Origin of the sequence: Chenggangzhangella methanolivorans (assembly GCF_019797865.1) — a bacterium.
Classification (GTDB): Bacteria; Pseudomonadota; Alphaproteobacteria; order Rhizobiales; family Methylopilaceae; genus Methylopila; species Methylopila methanolivorans.
Genome location: NZ_CP081869.1, coordinates 1618701 through 1636846, shown reverse-complemented (window position 1 = coordinate 1636846; position 18146 = coordinate 1618701). Strand labels below are relative to the sequence as shown.

General features: G+C 69.0%; 17 protein-coding genes and 2 pseudogenes. 8 read left to right on the top strand and 11 right to left on the bottom strand.

Annotated features, from left to right (window positions below; genetic code table 11):
- Positions 1–18 precede the first annotated feature (18 nt).
- Entirely contained in the window at positions 19–501 is a 483-nt protein-coding gene (locus K6K41_RS08645; RefSeq protein WP_261404699.1) for a DUF3429 domain-containing protein, read from the top strand.
- 126 nt (positions 502–627) lie between these two features.
- On the top strand, positions 628–1332 hold the full coding sequence (locus K6K41_RS08640) for a hypothetical protein (RefSeq protein ID WP_261404698.1): 705 nt from the start codon (positions 628–630) through the stop codon (positions 1330–1332).
- Positions 1333–1505: 173 nt separating this feature from the next.
- Here the strand turns inward: K6K41_RS08640 and pdeM are convergent, their stop codons facing one another.
- On the bottom strand, positions 1506–2219 hold the full coding sequence (gene pdeM, locus K6K41_RS08635; protein WP_261404697.1) for a ligase-associated DNA damage response endonuclease PdeM: 714 nt from the start codon (positions 2217–2219) through the stop codon (positions 1506–1508).
- Between the two features lie 162 nt (positions 2220–2381).
- Complete coding sequence (locus tag K6K41_RS08630) at positions 2382–4943, bottom strand: ligase-associated DNA damage response DEXH box helicase (protein WP_261404696.1); 2562 nt, start codon at positions 4941–4943, stop codon at positions 2382–2384.
- A 272-nt stretch (positions 4944–5215) separates the two neighbouring features.
- Between K6K41_RS08630 and K6K41_RS08625 the strand changes: the two genes are divergently transcribed.
- Complete coding sequence (locus K6K41_RS08625) at positions 5216–6274, top strand: ligase-associated DNA damage response exonuclease (protein WP_261404695.1); 1059 nt, start codon at positions 5216–5218, stop codon at positions 6272–6274.
- A 149-nt stretch (positions 6275–6423) separates the two neighbouring features.
- Here K6K41_RS08625 and K6K41_RS08620 read toward each other — a convergent pair whose 3' ends face one another.
- On the bottom strand, positions 6424–6723 hold the full coding sequence (locus tag K6K41_RS08620) for a GIY-YIG nuclease family protein (RefSeq protein ID WP_261404694.1): 300 nt from the start codon (positions 6721–6723) through the stop codon (positions 6424–6426).
- 161 nt (positions 6724–6884) lie between these two features.
- On the opposite strand from K6K41_RS08620, the gene K6K41_RS08615 reads away from it, so the two are divergent.
- Positions 6885–8531 carry a cisplatin damage response ATP-dependent DNA ligase gene (locus tag K6K41_RS08615; RefSeq protein WP_261404693.1) on the top strand — a complete coding sequence of 549 codons (1647 nt, stop codon included), beginning with the start codon at positions 6885–6887 and terminating at the stop codon, positions 8529–8531.
- Positions 8532–8544: 13 nt separating this feature from the next.
- Here K6K41_RS08615 and K6K41_RS08610 read toward each other — a convergent pair whose 3' ends face one another.
- From K6K41_RS08610 to K6K41_RS08580, 6 genes and pseudogenes are all read right to left on the bottom strand, one after another.
- The gene (locus K6K41_RS08610) at positions 8545–9291 is read right to left on the bottom strand and encodes an NTP transferase domain-containing protein (protein WP_261404692.1); all 747 of its coding nucleotides are present in this window, start codon (positions 9289–9291) and stop codon (positions 8545–8547) included.
- Complete coding sequence (locus K6K41_RS08605) at positions 9288–10418, bottom strand: dATP pyrophosphohydrolase (protein WP_261405683.1); 1131 nt, start codon at positions 10416–10418, stop codon at positions 9288–9290. The genes K6K41_RS08610 and K6K41_RS08605 overlap by 4 nt, the downstream gene beginning before the upstream one ends.
- Positions 10415–11077, bottom strand: coding sequence for an LptF/LptG family permease (locus K6K41_RS08600; protein WP_261404691.1), 663 nt, complete (start codon positions 11075–11077; stop codon positions 10415–10417). Before K6K41_RS08600 ends, K6K41_RS08605 begins: the two co-directional genes overlap by 4 nt.
- 139 nt (positions 11078–11216) lie before the next feature.
- Positions 11217–11546, bottom strand: a pseudogene (locus K6K41_RS30290) (LptF/LptG family permease); the annotation flags it as partial.
- Positions 11519–12689 (bottom strand): annotated as a pseudogene (locus tag K6K41_RS08590) (LptF/LptG family permease). The pseudogenes K6K41_RS08590 and K6K41_RS30290, both read right to left, overlap by 28 nt.
- Positions 12690–12757: 68 nt before the next feature.
- Positions 12758–13207 (bottom strand): HIT family protein, encoded by a 450-nt coding sequence (locus tag K6K41_RS08580; protein ID WP_261404688.1) that lies wholly within the window; start codon positions 13205–13207, stop codon positions 12758–12760.
- A 133-nt stretch (positions 13208–13340) separates the two neighbouring features.
- Between K6K41_RS08580 and K6K41_RS08575 the strand changes: the two genes are divergently transcribed.
- From K6K41_RS08575 to K6K41_RS08560, 4 genes are read left to right on the top strand one after another with little or no spacing between them, the layout of a single operon-like run.
- On the top strand, positions 13341–14489 hold the full coding sequence (locus tag K6K41_RS08575) for a CDP-alcohol phosphatidyltransferase family protein (protein ID WP_261404687.1): 1149 nt from the start codon (positions 13341–13343) through the stop codon (positions 14487–14489).
- Positions 14486–15421 carry a diacylglycerol kinase family protein gene (locus K6K41_RS08570; protein WP_261404686.1) on the top strand — a complete coding sequence of 312 codons (936 nt, stop codon included), beginning with the start codon at positions 14486–14488 and terminating at the stop codon, positions 15419–15421. Before K6K41_RS08575 ends, K6K41_RS08570 begins: the two co-directional genes overlap by 4 nt.
- Positions 15422–15441: 20 nt before the next feature.
- A complete protein-coding gene (locus tag K6K41_RS08565; protein ID WP_261404685.1) occupies positions 15442–15567 on the top strand; it encodes a hypothetical protein in 126 nt (41 codons plus the stop codon).
- Positions 15564–16505, top strand: coding sequence for a hypothetical protein (locus K6K41_RS08560; protein WP_261404684.1), 942 nt, complete (start codon positions 15564–15566; stop codon positions 16503–16505). Before K6K41_RS08565 ends, K6K41_RS08560 begins: the two co-directional genes overlap by 4 nt.
- Here K6K41_RS08560 and spt read toward each other — a convergent pair.
- Positions 16423–17727 carry a serine palmitoyltransferase gene (gene spt / locus K6K41_RS08555; protein WP_261404683.1) on the bottom strand — a complete coding sequence of 435 codons (1305 nt, stop codon included), beginning with the start codon at positions 17725–17727 and terminating at the stop codon, positions 16423–16425. The two genes, K6K41_RS08560 and spt, sit on opposite strands and share 83 nt — an antisense overlap.
- Positions 17727–18002, bottom strand: coding sequence for an acyl carrier protein (locus K6K41_RS08550; RefSeq protein ID WP_261404682.1), 276 nt, complete (start codon positions 18000–18002; stop codon positions 17727–17729). The genes spt and K6K41_RS08550 overlap by 1 nt, the downstream gene beginning before the upstream one ends.
- Between the last annotated feature and the right edge of the window lie 144 nt (positions 18003–18146).

Below are 18146 nucleotides of genomic sequence, written 5' to 3'. Positions count from 1 at the left end.
CAGTCGTGCGGTGCCGCCATGACTTTGATCGCCTCCGAACCCGTCCGCGACGACCACGAAATTCCGCCGATCCCGCTCGCCGTGGGTCTTGCGGGGCTCGCGCCCTTCATCGGCCTTGCGCTGACGGTCGCGCTCGCCGGCGGAGAGACGGGGGCGTCGGCGTCGGTCGCGCTCCTCGCTTACGCCGCGCTCATCCTGTCGTTTTTCGGCGGCGCCCATTGGGGTCTCGCGCTGCGCCATCCCGCGCGCGAGCTGCGCGCCGGCCTCTATCTCGGCGCGGCGATCTCTCCAGCATGGGCGCTCGCGGGCGTGCTTCTCGGCGGAGCCGGCGGGCTTGGGCTCGTGGCCGCGGGACTCGTCGCGCAGGGCGCGGTCGACGGGCTGAAGTCCACGCGGTTCGCCGCTCCCAGATGGTATCCGCGGCTGCGCGCGCTGCTCGCGGCGCTCGCTTCGGTCGCGACGGCGGCGGCCGCCGTTGTCGTAGCGTCGCAACAGGTGTGATACGAAGCGTTTTGTGCGGCCTGACTCGATGACTGGCCGTTTGGTCTCTTGCGCCTTAAGCTGATAGCGTCAGCTTGCTGTCAGTGACGATCGAGAGTTGGGGGCGTCCTAATCGTGCATGCCGGTGTGAAACTCGCGCGGAGCTTCGCGTCTCTCGCTGCGGCGGCTCTGATCGCGCTCGGCGTCGCGCCTGTCACGGGCGCGCGCGCCGCCGACGTGCCCTACGATCCGCCTCCCGCGGCCGTCCAGGCCCCGGCGGCGACCGACGGCTGGCGCTTCATCTCGCCGTTCGAGGCGTGCGAGATGAACTGCACCGCGACGCTCTTCGTCGGCCGCTATATCTCCACGCCGATGACCGACATCTTCATCAAGTACAAGACGCCGCCGTGGAACTGGAAGACGAAGGACTCGACCCTCGTCAGCGGCGCGTTCAACCGCGAGATCCTGACCTACAGCGACCTCTTCGCCTTCGAGACCGAGATCGGCGCCGGCAAGCGCTTCGGCGCGCAGGACGAATGGGAAGTGTGGGGCGCGCTCTACGCCCGCTGGAAGTCGTTCCCCTGGAACGACTATCTGCGCACCACGATCGCGGTGTCGACCGGCGTGAACTACGCCAGCGACGTCTCGCGGATCGAGGTCGAGAAGTCCGAGAAGCACCAGTCCAAGGTGCTGCATTATCTCTCGCCCGAAATCACCTTCGGCCTGCCGAGCCAGCCGAACCTCGACCTGGTGTTCCGCTTCCATCACCGCTCGGGCGGCAATCTCGGCATCTTCAACGGCACGGGCGGCGGCTCGCAGTACCAGACGGTCGGCCTGCGCTACCGCTGGTGAGGCGGCGCGCCTGAGGCGCGCGATCCGCGGCTGTCATCCAGGCGCCGCGTCATCCCGGCCGAAGAGCCGGGATCCAGAACCGAGGCCCTGCGTGAACTTGCCGCCGACATCGGTTTTGGATCCCGGGTCAAGCCCGGGATGACCGTCGAGCGTCCGGCGATTCGCTCCAGACCTCAGTCCGGCCTCAGGCCCCAGCCGGCGATCGCGTAGACGCCGGCGTCTCCCAGCATCCAGGCGGTGAGGCCGCCCGCGGCGAACAGGCCGTCGAAGGCGCGGTCGCGCACGTTGAGCCCGCCCGCATAGGCCCCGAAGGCCGGCAGGACGACGCGCGCCCCGTCGCCGGCGAAGCAGCGGCGGCGCACGCCGCGACCGCGCACCGCGACCTTGGCCACGGGGTGGAGATGGCCGGCGAGTTCGCCCGCCGCCGCGCCGACTCTCGGCTCGTGGCGCAGCGTCAGCGCGCCGAGCGCCATCTCGGCGCAGGTTTCGCCCGCAAGCCCCGCCGGGGGCTCCGGATCGTGATTGCCAGAAATCCAGATCCAGTCGCGGCCGCGCTGGAGAGCCGCGACCGTCTCCCGGTCGGCGTCGCGAAGGCGCGCGGCGGCGTCGCGGTCATGAAACGAGTCGCCGAGCGCGATCACGGCGCGCGGCCGGAACCTCTCGACCAGGCGAGCGAGGCGGCCGAGCGTGGTCGCGGTGTCGTAGGGCGGCAGCATCTGGCCGCGGCGCGCGAAGCTCGAACCCTTTTCGAGATGGAGATCCGCGACGATCAGCGCGCCGGAGCGCGGCTCGTAGAGCGCGCCTGACGGATCGGCGACGAGCGCGACGCCTGCGACGGAGAGCGTCGGCTCGATCTCGTCTTCTCGAAGGAGGGCGGAGAGAATCATCGATTGGAACGTAGCAGGAACTTGATCGCGCCGTCATCCCGGGGGAGCCCGCGCAAGCGGGCGTCTTGAAGCGCGCAGTCCGGTCCGGCTTCTCCCTCCGAAGCCTTTTGCAAGCGCTTTCCTACGCCGATCCCAGCGCGCGTCCGGCCGGGGCGAGGCGGCTTAAAGCGACCTCAGGAACGCCGGCGGGCCGCTCTCGCGCTTGGCCATCTCCTCGCCCATCGCTTCGGCCACCAGCGTCTCGGCAGCCTCCTTCAGGAGCGCGTCCTGCGCCGCGCCGTAGACCGGCTCGCGGCCGACCTCGAGCAGGATCGGCACCGCAAGCGGGGAGACGCGGTCGAGCGGGCGCCAGTCGATCGCGCCCTTGGCGCGCTTCAGGAAATCGGCCACGCGCCAGAGATCGATGAGGCCCCGGGCCGCGTCGCTCCGCGCCGCGCGCAGCAGCACGTGGCCGGGCTCGTGGCGGCGGAGCACGTCGTAGATCAGGTCGGTGGACATGGTGACCTGGCGCCCGGTCTTGCGGTTCGCGCCGATGACGTTGCGCTCGATCAGCCCCGCGATGATGGCGCAGTTCCGAAACGTGCGCTTCATCAGAGCGCTCTCGGCCATCCAGGCCTCGAGATCGTCGCCGAGCATGTCCTCGTCGAAGAGGCGATCGAGCGAGATCTCGCCGTCGCCGATCATCTGGGAGATGTCGCCCAGCGCCCAGATCGCCAGCGAATAGTCGCTCGCGACGAAGCCGAGCGGGCGGGCGTGGGCGCGCTCGAGGCGGCGCGTCAGCAGCATGCCGAGCGTCTGGTGCGCGAGCCGCCCCTCGAACGGATAGGCGATGAGGAAGTGCTTGCCCGCCCGCGGAAAGGTCTCGATCAGCAGCTTGTCGTGCTCCGGGATCACCGAGCGGAGCTGCTGGTAGCCGAGCCATTCGCGGGTCTGGGTCGGCAGCCGTCCCCAGCTTCCCGGGTCGTCCAGCATCGCGCGCACCCGCGCCGCGACGTCGGTGGTGAGCGGCATGCGTCCGCCCACATAGGTCGGAACCTTCGGGGCCTCGGATTTGGCGCGCGAGACGATGACGTCGGTGTCGATCAGCGCGTCGAAGCGCAGGATTTCGCCGGCGAACATGAAGGTGTCGCCAGGCGTCATGGTCTCGACGAAGTACTCCTCGATCTCGCCCAGCATCTTGCCGCCGAAGCCCTGCTGGCCGACGGCGCCGCCGGCCGCGCGCCGCACCTTGCCGAGCTTAACTTTCAGCGTCGTGGCCTCGATGATGGTGCCGACGTTCATGCGCCAGCGCTGGGCGGTCGCGGGGTTCGACACGCGCCAGAGCCCGTCCCTGGTCTTGCGGATCTTGGCGAAGCGCTCGTAGCTTTTGAGCGCGTAGCCGCCGGTCGCGACGAACTGGACGATGTCCGAAAAGGTTTCGCGGTCGAGCTCGGCGTAGGGCGCGGCGGAGGTCACTTCGGCGTAGAGCTCGTCCTCGTCGAAGGGCGCGCCGCAGGCGCAGCCGAGCACGTGCTGGGCGAGCACGTCGAGCCCGCCGGGCTTGGTCGACTCTGCGTCCTGCTCGCCCTCGAGCGCGGCCTCGCGCGCGGCCTCGCATTCGATCACCTCGAAGCGGTTCGCGGGCACGATGATGGCGCGAGAGGGCTCGTCGAGCCGGTGATTGGCGCGCCCCGTGCGCTGGAGCAGGCGCGAGGCGCCCTTGGGGCTTCCCATGTGGACCACCAGGTCGACGTCGCCCCAGTCGATGCCGAGGTCGAGCGTCGAGGTGGCCACGATCGCCTTGAGCCGCCCCTCGGCCATCGCGGCCTCGACCCTGCGGCGCTGGCCGACGTCGAGCGACCCGTGGTGGAGCGCGATCGGGAGCGTCTCCTCGTTGATGCGCCAGAGCTCCTGAAACGTGAGCTCCGCCTGCGCGCGGGTGTTGGCGAAGATCAGCGTGGTGTTGTGGGCGCGGATCGCCTCGTAGATCTCCGCCATCGCGTGGCGTCCGCCGTGGCCGGACCACGGCAGGCGCTCGTCGGTCTCGTGGATCGCGATCTCGGGCGCGGCCCCGCCGCGGATCTCGACGAGATCGGCCAAGGCATGGCCGCGGCGCGGATCGACGAGATAGCGGCGAAGCTCGTCGGGGCTCTTCACGGTCGCCGACAGCCCGACGGTCGAGAGCTTCGGCGCGAGCGCCCGGACGCGCGCGAGCGCGAGCGCGAGCTGGTCGCCGCGCTTGGTCGGCGCGAGCGCGTGAAGCTCGTCGATCACGACCCGCCGCACCGTCTCGAACAGGCGGCCCGCGCCGGGATCGCCGATCAGCAGCGCGAGCTGTTCGGGGGTGGTGAGCAGCAGGTCCGGCGGCCGCTCCTTCTGGCGCTTGCGGCGCGAGGGCGGCGTGTCGCCGGTGCGGCCCTCGACGCGGATCGAGAGTCCCATCTCGGCCACCGGCGTCATGAGGTTCCGCGCGACGTCGACCGCGAGCGCCTTCAGCGGCGAGACATAGAGGGTGTGGAGGCCGTCGACGTCGTCGGGCTTCTCCGCCAGCTCCACGAGGCTCGGCAGAAACCCGGCGAGCGTCTTGCCGGCGCCGGTCGGGGCGATGAGCAGCGCGTCGCGGTCCTGTTGCGCGAGCGCCAGCAGATCGAGCTGGTGCGCGCGAGGCGTCCAGCCGCGCCCGGCGAACCAGCGGACGAAGCGGTCGGGAAGGCGCGTGGCGGGGCCGGGCGAGGGGGAGGTCACAGGTGAGGAGATAGGCGCGGGGAGGCGGCGCGGGGAGGGGAGACTTGAAGCGCGCCCTCGCCGAAGAGGGCGTCTCCCTCCCCTGGGACAGGGGAGGGCAGGGTGGGGTGGGCTTCAGAAAGGGGAGGCGCCGTCGTCACATTTCGTCTCACGCGCCGCTCTACCCCCAGCCCCACCCGTGACGCCGCTCCGCGGCGCGCCACCCTCCCCTCTGCGAGGGAGGGAGAACCGCGCCTTCCTCTTCGGTCGCTGAGCCTTATCTTCCCACCAACATGCGCCCCGAAGACCTTCTGCTCCCCACGCCGAAAGGGCTCTACTGCCCGCCGGCCGACGCCTATATCGACCCAATGCGGCCGGTGGAGCGCGCGCTCGTCACCCATGGCCACGCCGACCACGCACGGCCCGGCAACGACGCCGTCATGGCGACGCCCGAGACGCTCGCGATCATGGCGGCGCGCTACGGCGAAGACTTCTGCCGCTCTCGTCAACCGGCCGCCTATGGCGCGCGCGCCAAGGTCGGCGACGTGACGGTCAGCTTCCATCCGGCGGGCCATGTGCTCGGCTCGGCGCAGATCCGGCTCGAATGGAAGGGGTTTCGGGCGGTCGTCTCCGGCGACTACAAGCGCGCGCCCGACCCGACCGCGGAAGGCTTCGAGGTCGTGCCCTGCGATCTCTTCGTCACCGAGGCGACCTTCGGGTTGCCGGTCTTCCGCCATCCGCCGCCCGAGCGCGAGGTCGCGAAACTGATCGACTCGGTGGAGCTGTTTCCCGAACGCGCGCATCTCGTCGGGGCCTATTCGCTCGGCAAGGCCCAGCGGCTGATGAAGCTTCTGCGCGAGGCCGGCTGGGACAAGCCGATCCACATGCACGGCGCGATGGTGCGGGTGACGGAGACCTACGCGGCGCTCGGCGTCGATCTCGGCGAGACGATCCGGGTGATGGCCGAGGACCGCAAGGGGCTCGCCGGCGCGATCGTGATCTGCCCGCCCTCGGCGCTGCGCGAGCTCTGGGCGCGGAAGTTTCCGGATCCCGTGGCGGTGGCCGCCTCCGGCTGGTTGCGGGTGAGGGCGCGGGCGAAGCAGGGCGGCGTGGAGCTGCCGCTCGTCGTCTCCGACCACGCCGACTGGGACGAACTGCGTCAGACGATCCGGGACACCGGCGCCGAGGAGATCTGGGTCACCCATGGCGAGGAGGACGCGCTCGTCCACTGGTGCGGGACCGAGGGGCTCCTGGCGCGGCCGCTGAGGCTGGTGGGGTATGGCGACGAGGGGGAGGGGGAGACCCAGGCCGAGGAAGAGCCTGTCGTCCCGGCCGAAGGTCCATCCTCATGACTTCAGAAAAAACATCGTCATGCCCCGGCTTGTCCGGGGCGTTCAAGCCAGACCCGGACGCAACATTCGTCATGGGGCGATGGCTCGACGACCGGTGGATGCCCCGGACAAGCCGGGGCATGACGAACCTTCCGCTGGCGTCAGTCGATCTAGACGGCGATCCGGTCGAACAGGTCGTCCCAATCGGGATTGTCGCGCTCGATCAGATTGAGCTTCCAGTCTCTCGGCCAGTGCTTGATCCGCTTTTCTCTGCGGATCGCGGTTTCCGCCGTCGCATGGATCTCGAAATAGACCAGCTTCCCGACGCCATATCGCTTGGTGAAGCCGGCGACGACGTGTTCGCGATGCTGCCAGACGCGCCGGGTGAGATCGCTGGTCATGCCGACATAAAGCGTGCCGTTGCGATCACTCGCCAGAATGTAGACGAAGAAACGGCGCTCCACTGTCATTCAGAACGCTCTCCCTTCAGTCGTCATGCCCCGGCTTGTCCGGGGCATCCACCGTCGGCGTCGGACCTGGCGGGATGGCTTGGAAACGCGAGCATAGCGGATGCGTGTCCGCCCCGGACAAGCCGGGACATGACGATGGCGGGCGTTCCGGACGCGCTCAAATGAACCGCTTCGCCTTTCTGCTCGATCGTCTGTCCTACGAGCCGCGGCGAAACGCCAAGATCCGGCTGATGGCGGAGTATTTCCGCGAGACGCCCGATCCCGAGCGCGGCTTCGCGCTCGCGGCGCTGACCGGCGCGCTGTCGTTTCGGCACGCCAAGGCCGGATTGATCCGCGGCCTGATCATGGAGCGGGTCGACCCGCAGCTGTTCGCGATGTCCTACGACTATGTGGGCGACCTCGCCGAGACCGTCGCGCTGATGTGGCCGGGCGAGACCCGCGCCAACCGCACGCCGCCGCTCTCGGAGATCGTGGAAGGGCTGGCGACGACCGCCAAGCTCGATCTGCCGAAGCGCCTCGCGGGCTGGCTCGACGCGCTCGACGAGACCGGGCGCTGGGCGCTGCTGAAGCTCATCACCGGCTCGCTGCGCGTGGGGGCCACCGCGCGGCTGACCAAGACCGCGGTCGCGACGCTCGGAGACGGGATCAAGCCGGACGACGTCGAACTCGTCTGGCCGGGACTGGAGCCGCCCTACGAAGACCTGTTCGCCTGGGTGGAGGGGCGGGGGGACAAGCCCTTCGCCGAGGACCCGGCGCCGTTCCGGCCGCCGATGCTCGCCCATCCGCTGGAGGATTCGAACTTTCGAGCCTTCGACCCCGCGGAGTTCGTCGCCGAATGGAAGTGGGACGGCATTCGGGTGCAGGCGTCCGCCGGAACGGGCACCGACGGAAAACACGTCGCGCGGCTCTGGAGCCGTTCGGGCGAGAACGTTTCGGGCGCGTTCCCGGATCTCGTGGAGGCGCTGACCTTCGACGGGGCGATCGACGGCGAGCTGCTGATCCTGCGCGAGGGACGCGTCCAGACCTTCAACGTGCTGCAGCAGCGGCTGAACCGGAAGAGCGTCACGCCGAAGCTCCTCGCGGAGTTTCCCGCCCATATCCGCGCCTACGACCTGCTGTTCGATGGCGGCGAGGACCTGCGCGAACAGCCCTTCGAGGAGCGTCGAAAGCGCCTCGAGGCCTTCATCGCCCGCGAGGACAATCCGCGCGTCGACCTGTCGCCGCTCGTCGGCTTCGAGGACTGGGACGGCCTAGCGACGGCGCGCGCCGATCCGGCGTCGGCGGGCGCCGGCGAGGACGCCGCGGCGGTCGAGGGCCTGATGGTGAAGCGCCGCGACAGCGCTTACGTGGTCGGGCGTCCCAAGGGCCTGTGGTTCAAGTGGAAGCACGACCCGATGACGGTCGACGCCGTGATGATGTACGCCCAGCGCGGCCATGGAAGGCGCTCGAGCTTCTATTCCGACTACACCTTCGGGGTCTGGACCGCGGACGCCGACGGCGAGCGGCTGGTGCCGGTGGGCAAGGCCTATTTCGGCTTCACCGACGAGGAGCTTGCCGAGCTCGACCGCTTCGTGCGCAAGAACACCACGAACCGCTTCGGGCCGGTGCGGGAGGTGACGCACACGGCCGAGCAGGGGCTGGTGCTGGAGATCGCCTTCGAGGGGATCGCCCGCTCGGCGCGGCACAAGTCCGGCGTCGCGATGCGGTTCCCGCGCGTCGCGCGCATCCGTTGGGACAAGCCGACCGCAGAGGCCGATCGGCTGGAGAGCCTCGAGGCGCTGATCGCCCAGAAAGAGGCGGCGGGCTGAGGCGGACGCCGCCTCAGGCGGCCTCGCGCTCCAGCAGCCGGCGGACGAGTTCGAGATCGGCGGGCTTGTCGACGTCGATCGCCGAGCGGCCGAACGGCATGTCGACGATGCCCGCGGTCAGCCCGCCGGTCAGGCGCCCGACCTCCTTGGCGACGCGCTCGGTCGTGAGGCGGCCGGTGGCGTAGGCGAAGATGGCGCTCGGGCCGAGCTTCTGCAGCATCTTGAACGGCCGCTTGCGGAGCTGCTCGAACTCGCGCCAGACCTCGACGCCCCTCAGCGCCTCGATGTGGCGCACATAGAACATGTTGCAGCCGGAGAACTGGCCGTCGGCGAGCTTGATGAAGGTCCGCTCGGTGTCGGGCGCGTCGCGGCTCACGGCCTCGGCGCGCGCGATGCCGAGCGCGAGGTCGACGTCAGGCGCGTTGTCGATGAAGTAGCGGATCCACTCGGGCTCCAGCAGCGCATGGTCGCCGGTCGTCACGAAGGCCGGCGCGCCGATGGCGTTGACGCCCTCGATCACGCTCTCGGCGAGCGACTTCGCCGACTTGATGGTCTCGACGCCCGGGATCTTCACGAGCTTGGGCTTGTTGATCGAGACCAGGATGCGGTCGATGCGGCCGGAGGCGCGCAGGGCGTCGACGACGCGCTCGAGCATCGGACGGCCGCCGACCTCGATCAGCGTCTTGTGGCTGACGCCCTCGGCCTCGGCGAGCTTGTCGCCGCCGCGCCGTGTGCCTGCGAGAATGAGGGCGGCGGTCATGGGCGAAGCTCCTTCGAATAGACGCGATAGGTTTTGTAGGCGCGCCCTCCGCCGAGCGCTTCGCCGATGTGGCGCATCGGCGCGTTGGTTTCGAGCACCCAGGACATTTCTACCCGTCTTACGTTGCGGGCGCGCCCCTCTTCTCGAAACTTCTCGAAAATGTAGAGAGGCATGATCTTACCGAGATAACTCCGGTGATGCTCCTTGCGCACGCCCATCAGCACCACGCGCCCGGAGGTGTAGGAGCGCTTCACCTTCAGCCGCCAAGCGAGCTTGGCCCAGCCGAACGGCAGCAGGCTGCCGTCAAGATCGGTGGTGATCTCGTTGAGGTTGGGAAGCGCGAGGCCGAAGGCCCCCGGCTTGCCGTCCACCTCGACGAACCACAACAGGCGCTCGTCGACCAGCAGCTTCAGCGACTTGGCCAGATGATCGAGCTCCTCCTTGCCGAAGGGCAGGAAGCCCCAGTTCTCCGACCAGGCGTCGTTGAAGATGTCGATCACCGTGGCGAGCTCCGCCTCGTAACGCGACATGTCGAGGTGCCGCACCGTGATCTCGGGCGGGCGCGGACGATCGAGGATGCGCTCGATCGCGCGCGGAAACGGCACTTCGGTGTCGTGCAGATAGGCGAAGAGATCCATCTCCTTGCCGTAGCCCTCCGCCTCGACGCGGGGCGCGACGTAGGGAAGGTCGTGCGGCATCAGCAGCATCGGCGGCGTGTCGAAGCCGTCGATCAGGAGGCCGGTCTCCTCGTTGATCGAGAGGTTGAACGGCCCCTGCACCGAGGTCTTGCCGCGCGCCCGCAGCCAGTCCTCGACGGTCTGGAACAGGGCGTGGAAGATTTCCGGGTCGTCCTCGGCCGCGATCATGCCGAACTGGCCGACGACGCCGAGCCTCGGGTCGGCCTGCGCGGTGATGCGCCCGACCGTCCGTCCGCCGCGCCAGGCGAGGAAGAACTCGGCGTCGATGCGCTTGAACAGCGGGTTCTTGGTCTTCGACAGCGCGTCATGACGCTCGATGTCGAGCGGCGACACGTAGGTCGGGTCATTGGCGTGCAGGCGCTTTGGCAGGTTGATGAACTGGGTCATCTCCCGCCGGCCCCTGACGGGACGGATCTCGAGGGCGCTCACCGCGGGGCCTCCGCCAGCACGGTCTTGGGCGGACGCGGAACGCGCGACGGGCGCCAGCCGGCGTCCATCCGCCAGATGCGGAAGAGGCCGAAGACGGTGAACAGCAGGATGCCGGCCCAGGCGCCCACCGCCGGGCGCACGATGCCGGTCAGGCCGAGCGTCGTCAGCAGGCCGTCGATGAGCAGGAAGCCAAGGCCGCCGAGCAGCGCGTAGGCCATGTGGCGGGTCGAGCGCACGTCGCGCCAGTTGAGGAGCGAAGCGGGCATCGCAAGCAGCACCATCACGATCAGTCCAACGGGGGAAGCGTAGACGCGTTCGATCAGCGTCTCGTAGAAGGGCAGCGGCGCGTTCGGGGTCTGCTCGCCCGCCACGACCTTGCGGGCCGCGGTGAGCGAGATGCGGCTTTCCGGAATGAGCGCCGCCAGCACGTCGTCGGGCGTCATGGTCGTGCGCCAGACGCCGTCGGCGGAAGACCGCTCGTTGAGCGTCGCGCGCTCCCAGGAGACGCGCTCGGCGCCCGAGAGGGTCCACTCGCCTTTCCGGTAGCGCGCCTCTTCGGCGACGATCCGGGAGGTGACGATCTTGTCTGGATTGCGGTCGTAGATCCGCACGTTCTTCAGCTTTCGGGCCTTGTCGCTGACGCGGTCGAACGAGACCACCGCCTCGCCGACGCGCAGCCAGGTGGTCTTGGCGGTCTTGCCCTGCTGTTCGGGCGCGCTCGAAGCGCTGCGTGACCTTGATCGCGAGCTTGGCCTCGGCGCGCGGCGCGACGACGTCAATCAGCGTCGAATGCAGGATCACGAGCGCGAAGGCGCCCGGGGCCATGGCGACGAACATCGAGAAGGTGCTCTTGCCCGCCGCCCGCATCGCGACGATCTCGCTGTTGCGCGCAAGCAGCGCGAGCGTCAGCAGCGCGCCGACGAGCGTTCCGAGCGGCAGCGAATGGACGAGCAGCGTCGGCAGCCGCAGGCCGATATATTCGATGATGCCGGGGACGCCGTCGCCCTGGTCGAGGATGTCGCCGGCGTTGTCGACGAGATCGAGGATCTGCGCGATGAAGGCGAGGATCAGCGTCGCGACGACGGCGAGCTTGAACAGCGTCAGGCTGAGATAGCGCGCGAACCGCATGTCAGCCCTCCGCCGGCCGGACGCGGCCCTTGAGGCCTCGGAACGCCCTCGTGATCGCGCCCTCGATCCCGTCGACCATCCGCGAGATCGCGGTGTCGCCCGGCCGGTCGGTCGAGGTCGTGAACAGCCAGACCGACATCGCGAGGAACGCCGCGAAGGGCGTCCAGCAGGTGATCCAGGCCGGCGCGACGCCCTTGTCGGCGAGCGTCTCCGATCTGCAGCGAGTTGTGGTAGAGCACGGTCGCGACCGCGGCTGTCACCATGTTGGCGATGCGGGTGTTGCGCCGCATGGTCATCGACAGCGGCACGATCAGCAGCGGCAGGAAGATCAGCGACAGCGACCGCGCTATGCGGGAGTGGAACTCGGCCGACAGCTGGTTGTAGGGCGCCGACGGCGCGGGCTCGCCCATCTCGGTCCAGAGCTCGGACAACGTCAGCTCGCGCTCGCTGCCGCCGCGCGGCCGGAACGGCGGCGCCGTCAGGTCGAATTTCCGGTCGAGAACAAAGTCCTGGAAGCGCAGGGTCGAGGGCCGCTCCGCGCCATAGTCGCGGATCACGGCGCCGTTCTTCAGCCGGAGCTGGATCTGAAGCTTGTCGGGCGTGAGCTCGAGCTCGCCGCCCTCGGCGCTCGTCACCACGTCGACGTCGTTCTCCCGGTTCTGGATGAACACGCCGCGCAGCTTGCGGCCGGTCTTGTCGACGTCGTCGGCGGTGATCGTCAGCCCGTCCTTCGCTGATGAAGGTCGCGGCCGGCGCATGCGCCCGCCAGGCGTAGGAGACCGACTGGTTGATGATCTCGCGGTAGGAGTAGCGGCAGTAGGGAGCGGCGTAGCCGACGATCACGATGCTGAGGATGCTCAGAAGCGCGCCGAGCATGATGAGCGGCCGCACCAGCGTGCGCACCGAGACGCCCGAGGCCAGGCCCGCCTCGAGCTCGGCGCCCATGCTGAGCTTTGAGATCGACGAGTAGATGCCGAGCGCGAAGCCCGCGGGCATCGCGAAGCCCATGTAGTGCGGCACGAGATTGGCCGCGAGCGCGAAGGCGATGAACACCGGCGCGCCAGCGGTCGCCAGAATGTCGATGAGGCGCAGGATGCGCTCCAGCAGCAGCGCCGACAGCACGACGCCGAGGCACAGCAGCATCGGCTTCAGCGTGAGCATCAGCACGTAGCGGTCGAGAATCCGCAACCTGGGCAGGCCGATCGACGCCATCAGGCGGCGACCCAGCGGGCTTTGAGCTCGGCCGCGAGCGCGTCGAGCGCCGCGTCGTCGAGATCGGCGCCGGAGCCGAGGTTGGGCGGCCCTGGCCAGCCGGCGTCGGCGACCTCGACGCCGCCGAACGAACGCGTCCCCTCATAGCGAGGGATGACATGGAAGTGGACGTCGGGATCGACCATCATCAGCATCAGGTAGTTGATCCGCTCGTAATCGACGAAGCCCTTTAGCACGCGCTCGATCCCGGCGACCGCCTCGCGCAGGTCCGCAAAGGCCTGCGGGCTGAGATCGGAGAACGCCGTCGCCTGCTCCCTGCACACGAGCACGAGCGAACCGAGCGTCGGCTGCTTCGGCCGCACGAGCACGGTCCAGGCCCCGATCTCCGCGACCGCGGAGCGGGGATGGCCGAACTTCTCCATCGTGGCGTTGGTCATCGGAAGGGTCATCGAACGAGGAAGGACTGCGATCCTTTAAGGCGAGCCATTCGCCGAAAGGATGGCGCGCGCGCTGGCACCATACGGATTTCGCGGCTAAACGACAGGCCCGGATAGTCCCGGGGACAGGAGACGCGCAAGAGGAATGACGGAGAATGCGAACGCGGCCGCTGCGGCGGCGCAGGCGACGACGGCGGTTCTGATCGGCCAGTCGACGGTCCAGATCTGGGGCATGAGCTCCGCCGAGCGCCTCACCCGGCAGCTTGCGCGAGCGGGCGTGAAGGACGTGCGCGTCTCGGCCGAAGGGCTCGAAAACGTCGGCTCCGTGGTGATCCTGCGGATTGATTTCGCCTACGACCAGCGCCTGATCGACGCGCTCGCGACCCGGCCCGGCGCGACGCTCGTCGCGGGCGGCGTAGCGATCGCCTCCGCGGTCGCCGGACGCGACGCGCAAGCCGCGTCGGGCGTCCTTGCAAGCGGCGAAGCGCCGGTCGGAACCGAGATCCTCGACTCCGAGGGGCTGGCGGGCTCCTACAACCGCAAGCTCCGCAAGCGCGAGATCGCCTTCGTCATTCCGCTCAACTCCCAGAGCGTGAAGGACGTCGAGGCCCGCAGCTTCGCCGGCTCCTACAAGGGCGTGACCGACTTCGTCACCAAATACTGGTGGCCGGCCCCGGCCAAGGCCGTCACCAAATGGTGCGCGGTGCGCCGCATCACGCCCAACCAGGTCACCTATCTCGGCCTGTTGCTGATGTTCGTGGCGCTCGGCATGTTCTGGGAAGGCTGGTATCTGCTCGGCCTGATCCCGGCCTGGATCATGACCTTCCTCGACACCGTCGACGGCAAGCTCGCGCGCGTCACGATGACCTCGTCGAAATTCGGCGACATTCTCGACCACGGCATCGACCTCATCCACCCGCCGTTCTGGTGGATCGCCTGGATCATCGGCCTCGAGAAGGCCGGCATGCCGGTCGCCCATCCCGAGCTGCTGGTCTGGATCATTGTCGGCGGCTACGTGGTGCAGCGCCTGTTCGAGGGCGCGTTCATCCGGCTCTGGGGCTTCCACATGCATGTGTGGCGGCCGTTCGATTCGTTCTTCCGCCTCATCACCGCGCGGCGGAACCCGAATCTCGTGATCCTGACCGCCTTCACGCTGATCGGCCGGCCGGACTGGGGCATGATCCTGGTCTGCGCCTGGATCGTGCTGTCGCTCGTCGTCCATCTCTTTCAGCTCGTGCAGGCCGCGGTGGAGAGCCGGTCGAGAACGCTCGTGTCCTGGCTCGACGCCGCATGACCCTGCGCCTCGGCGTCGTTTCGAACGCCCGGAGTTGGCGCAACAGGGCGGAGGCCGACCGCACAAAGCCCGCGGCCGACTTCCTGCACGCGATCCCGGAGACGCTCGACGACTATCCGCGCGTGCTCAAGGGGTTCGCGGAGGCCGGCGTCGACCTGCTCGCGGTCGACGGCGGCGACGGCACGCTGCGCGACGTGCTCTCGGCGTTGCCCGCCGCCTATGGCGACAGGCTCCCCGCCATCGCGCTGATGCCGAGCGGGAAGACGAACGTCGCCGCGCTCGACGCCGGCCATGTGGGCCGCGGCGCCGGCGCGCTCGCGCGGCTTGCGGGTCGGGCGAACGCCGGCCTTCCGCTCGAGACCCATGTCCGGCGGCCGATCCTCGTCACGACCGACGGCTGGACTCGCGCCGGCTTCGTGTTCGGCCTCGGCGCCTATGAGCGCGCGACCCGGCTCGTGAACGAGCGGGTGCATTCGAAGGGCTTCGCCCAGCAGCTCGGCGTCGCGCTCGGCGTCGTGGGCTCAGTCGCCGCCGCCTTCGGCAAGGACCGCGAGGTCTGGCGCGAGGGCGTCCCGCTCTCGATCGCGGTCGACGGCGGGCAGCCGCGCGAGGGCGCGAGCTTCGTCGCTCTGGCGACCTCGCTCGATCGGCTGATCCTCGGCCTCTGGCCGTTCTGGGGCGAGGGCGATGGCGCGATCCGCATGACCGAGATCTCCGCGCCGCCGCGCCGGCTCGCACGCGGTCTCGCGGCGATCGCGGCGCGGCGGAAGCCGAGCTTCGCCGACGAGGCGGGCTATCGCAGCTTCCGCGCCGAGCGGGTGTCGCTGACGCTTTCCGAGCCCTTCATTTTCGACGGCGACACATTCGCGCCGGGCGCCGACGGGCGCGTGGAGCTCGTCGCGGGGCCGCAGATCAGGTTCGTTCGGCTGTGAGGCGAGCAGAGATCGGCCGCGTGCTTCGCGACGGCCCCGCGGGCCTCCTCGGCATGAGGGCTGGCGAGGTCGCCGAAACCGGCCTCATGCTGAAGAGCCGGCGGTTCGTCGGCGTCTCGACGCACGCAGCCGAGTTCAGCCGATGACCGCCGCGCAAGCCGCCCTGACCCGCTTCGTCGCCGAGGAGCTCGCCCGGCCGGTCCCGCCCGCCGTCGCGACCTTCGCGGCAGAGCTTGCGGCGCGAGGCGGGCAGGGGGTCGTGGGCGTGCTGTTCTACGGGTCGGCGCTCAGGACCGGCGCGACCGACGGGCTGCTGGACTTCTACGTGCTGCTCGACCGGTTCGACGCCTGGGAGGCGCGCCCGCTGATCGCCAAGGCTGGCGCGCGGCTGCCGCCCAACGTGGAATACGCCGAGACCACCGCGGCCGGCATGACGCTGCGCTCGAAGCTGGCGGTGATGACGCTTGACCAGTTCCGCCGCCACGCCCGCCACGAGAGCCGCGACACCACCATCTGGGCGCGCTTCGCGCAGCCCTGCGCGCTCGTGTGGTCGCGCGACGCCTTCGCGGCCGAGCGGGTCGCCGAGGCGGTCTCGATCGCGATCCGCGGCGCAAGCTGGTGGGCGGCGCATCTCGGACCTGCCCGCGGCTCCGCCGCCGACTTCTGGCTCGCGCTGTTCGCGCGCACCTATTCGTCGGAGCTGCGCGTCGAGAGCGGCTCGCGGCCGGGCTCGATCGTCGAGGCGGCGCCGGAGCGCTACGGCGCGGCGCTGCGGCTCGGCTGGGCGGCCGAAGGCCTCGCGTTCCGCGAAGACCTGAACGAGCTCGCGCCGGCGATCTCCGAGGATGACCGCCAGAAAGCCGAAGGGGCCTGGAAGACGCGCAAGCGCCTCGCCAAGCCCCTCAATCTGCTTCGGCTCGCCAAGGCCGCCTTCACCTTCTCAGGCGGCGCGGATTACATCGCCTGGAAGATCGAGCGGCATTCGGGCCACAAGGAAGTCGTCACGCCATTCCAGCGCCGACATCCGCTGCTGGCCGCAGGGCCGGTCTTGTGGCGGCTCTGGCGGAAAGGCGTTCTGCGCTGACGGGCCGCGCCGGGAACGGCGTGACGTTGTCGGGCAGAAGGCCGAACTCGCGGCCGACGCGGGTCATCAGCTCGACCGCGAAGTCGATGTGCTCGAACGTGTGCGCGGCGCTCACCGAGGACCGCAGGAACGCCTGGTGGCTCGGCGTCGCGGGCGGCAGCGCGAGGTTGAGATACATGCCCTCGTCGACGAGCCGCTTCCAGAACGCGACCGCGACGTCGACCTTGTCGAGGATGACGGCGACGATCGGGTTGGCCTCGGGGCCGACCTGGAAGCCGGCCGACCTCAGCCCCGTGTAGAAGCGCTCGGCGTTCGCCGTCAGCTTCTCGCGGCGCTGCGGCTCGGCGCGCAGGGTCTCGAGGGCGGCCGTCGTCGAGGCGACGATCGCCGGCGGCAGCGACGCCGTGAACATGTAGGGGCGCGCGGCGATGCGCAGAATTTCGAAGCCATCGAGGCTCGAGACGCAGTAGCCGCCGACGCTCGCAAGGCTCTTGGAGAAGGTGCCGACCACGAAGTCGACGTCGTCCTCCACGCCCTCGCGCTCGGCGAGGCCGCGGCCCTTTTCGCCGAGCACGCCCATCGAATGCGCCTCGTCGACGAGCAGATAGGCGCCGAACTCGCGCTTGACGTCGACGAACTCCTTCAGTGGGGCGGTGTCGCCGAGCATCGAATAGATGCCCTCGACCACGATCAGCTTGTCGCCCGGCTGGTCCTTCAGCCGGTTGAGGCGCTTGGCGAGGTCGTCGGGATTGTTGTGACGGAAGCGCACGACCGGCGCGTGGCCGAGCCGCGAGGCGTCGTAGATCGAGGCGTGGCTGTCGGCGTCGAGGAACAGGTGGTCGTTCTGGCCGACGAGCGTCGAGATCATGGCGAGGTTCGCCTGATAGCCCGTCGAGAACACCATGCAGTGCTTGCGGCCGTAAAAGTCGGCGAGCGCGGCCTCGAGCTCCTCATGGCCCTTGTACGAGCCGTTCGCGATGCGCGAGCCGGTGGTGCCGGTGCCGTGCATGCGGATGGCCTCGACGGACCGCTCAACCGAGTGGGGATCGAACGTCAGGCCGAGATAGTTGTTGGTGCCGAACAGCACGGTCTTGCGGCCGTTCACCACGGCTTCGACCGAGGACAGGACGTCGTCGAACTTGATCGAGAACGGGTCGGCGCCGCTGTCGCGCATCCGGCCGTAACGCTCGGCGAGCGGCGAGAACTTCGAAAGAATGGACATTACGCGTCACTCCGCAGCGCCGAGAGCGTGTTCAGCAGGTCCTGAACAGTCACGACGCTGGCCATGTCATGCAGCGGGATCGAGATGTCGAACTTGTCTTCCAGCGCCATGGTGAAATTCATCACGGCGATCGAGTCGAGGCCAAGATCATTAACGATATTCATCTCAGGCTTCAGCTCGACTTTCCGGTTCAGCACGCTCTCGAGGACTTCCGAAACTTCGGAAAGCAACGCCGCTTGATCTTCACTCATCTTTTCGCCTTGGCGAAACGCCAACGCAAACTTTGGTCGAACGGGAAACTAGGTATCCGCCGCCACCCTGTAAAGTTCGCGAAGACGCATCGAAAACACTAATCAATGCAGCTTGTTACACAGTCGTAACCGTCGCTGTTCACTTCAAAAACCACGAGTCGACGGTCC

What these genes read in the sequence shown, in the direction of transcription:
- K6K41_RS08625 (WP_261404695.1), top strand. Translation starts at nt 5,216, where the DNA reads ATGCGCCCCGAAGACCTTCTGCTCCCCACGCCGAAAGGGCTCTACTGC.
- K6K41_RS08575 (WP_261404687.1), top strand. Translation starts at nt 13,341, where the DNA reads ATGACGGAGAATGCGAACGCGGCCGCTGCGGCGGCGCAGGCGACGACG.
- K6K41_RS08570 (WP_261404686.1), top strand. Translation starts at nt 14,486, where the DNA reads ATGACCCTGCGCCTCGGCGTCGTTTCGAACGCCCGGAGTTGGCGCAAC.
- K6K41_RS08615 (WP_261404693.1), top strand. Translation starts at nt 6,885, where the DNA reads ATGAACCGCTTCGCCTTTCTGCTCGATCGTCTGTCCTACGAGCCGCGG.
- pdeM (WP_261404697.1), bottom strand. Translation starts at nt 2,219, where the DNA reads ATGATTCTCTCCGCCCTCCTTCGAGAAGACGAGATCGAGCCGACGCTC.
- K6K41_RS08620 (WP_261404694.1), bottom strand. Translation starts at nt 6,723, where the DNA reads ATGACAGTGGAGCGCCGTTTCTTCGTCTACATTCTGGCGAGTGATCGC.
- K6K41_RS08645 (WP_261404699.1), top strand. Translation starts at nt 19, where the DNA reads ATGACTTTGATCGCCTCCGAACCCGTCCGCGACGACCACGAAATTCCG.
- spt (WP_261404683.1), bottom strand. Translation starts at nt 17,727, where the DNA reads ATGTCCATTCTTTCGAAGTTCTCGCCGCTCGCCGAGCGTTACGGCCGG.
- K6K41_RS08580 (WP_261404688.1), bottom strand. Translation starts at nt 13,207, where the DNA reads ATGACCCTTCCGATGACCAACGCCACGATGGAGAAGTTCGGCCATCCC.
- K6K41_RS08610 (WP_261404692.1), bottom strand. Translation starts at nt 9,291, where the DNA reads ATGACCGCCGCCCTCATTCTCGCAGGCACACGGCGCGGCGGCGACAAG.
- K6K41_RS08560 (WP_261404684.1), top strand. Translation starts at nt 15,564, where the DNA reads ATGACCGCCGCGCAAGCCGCCCTGACCCGCTTCGTCGCCGAGGAGCTC.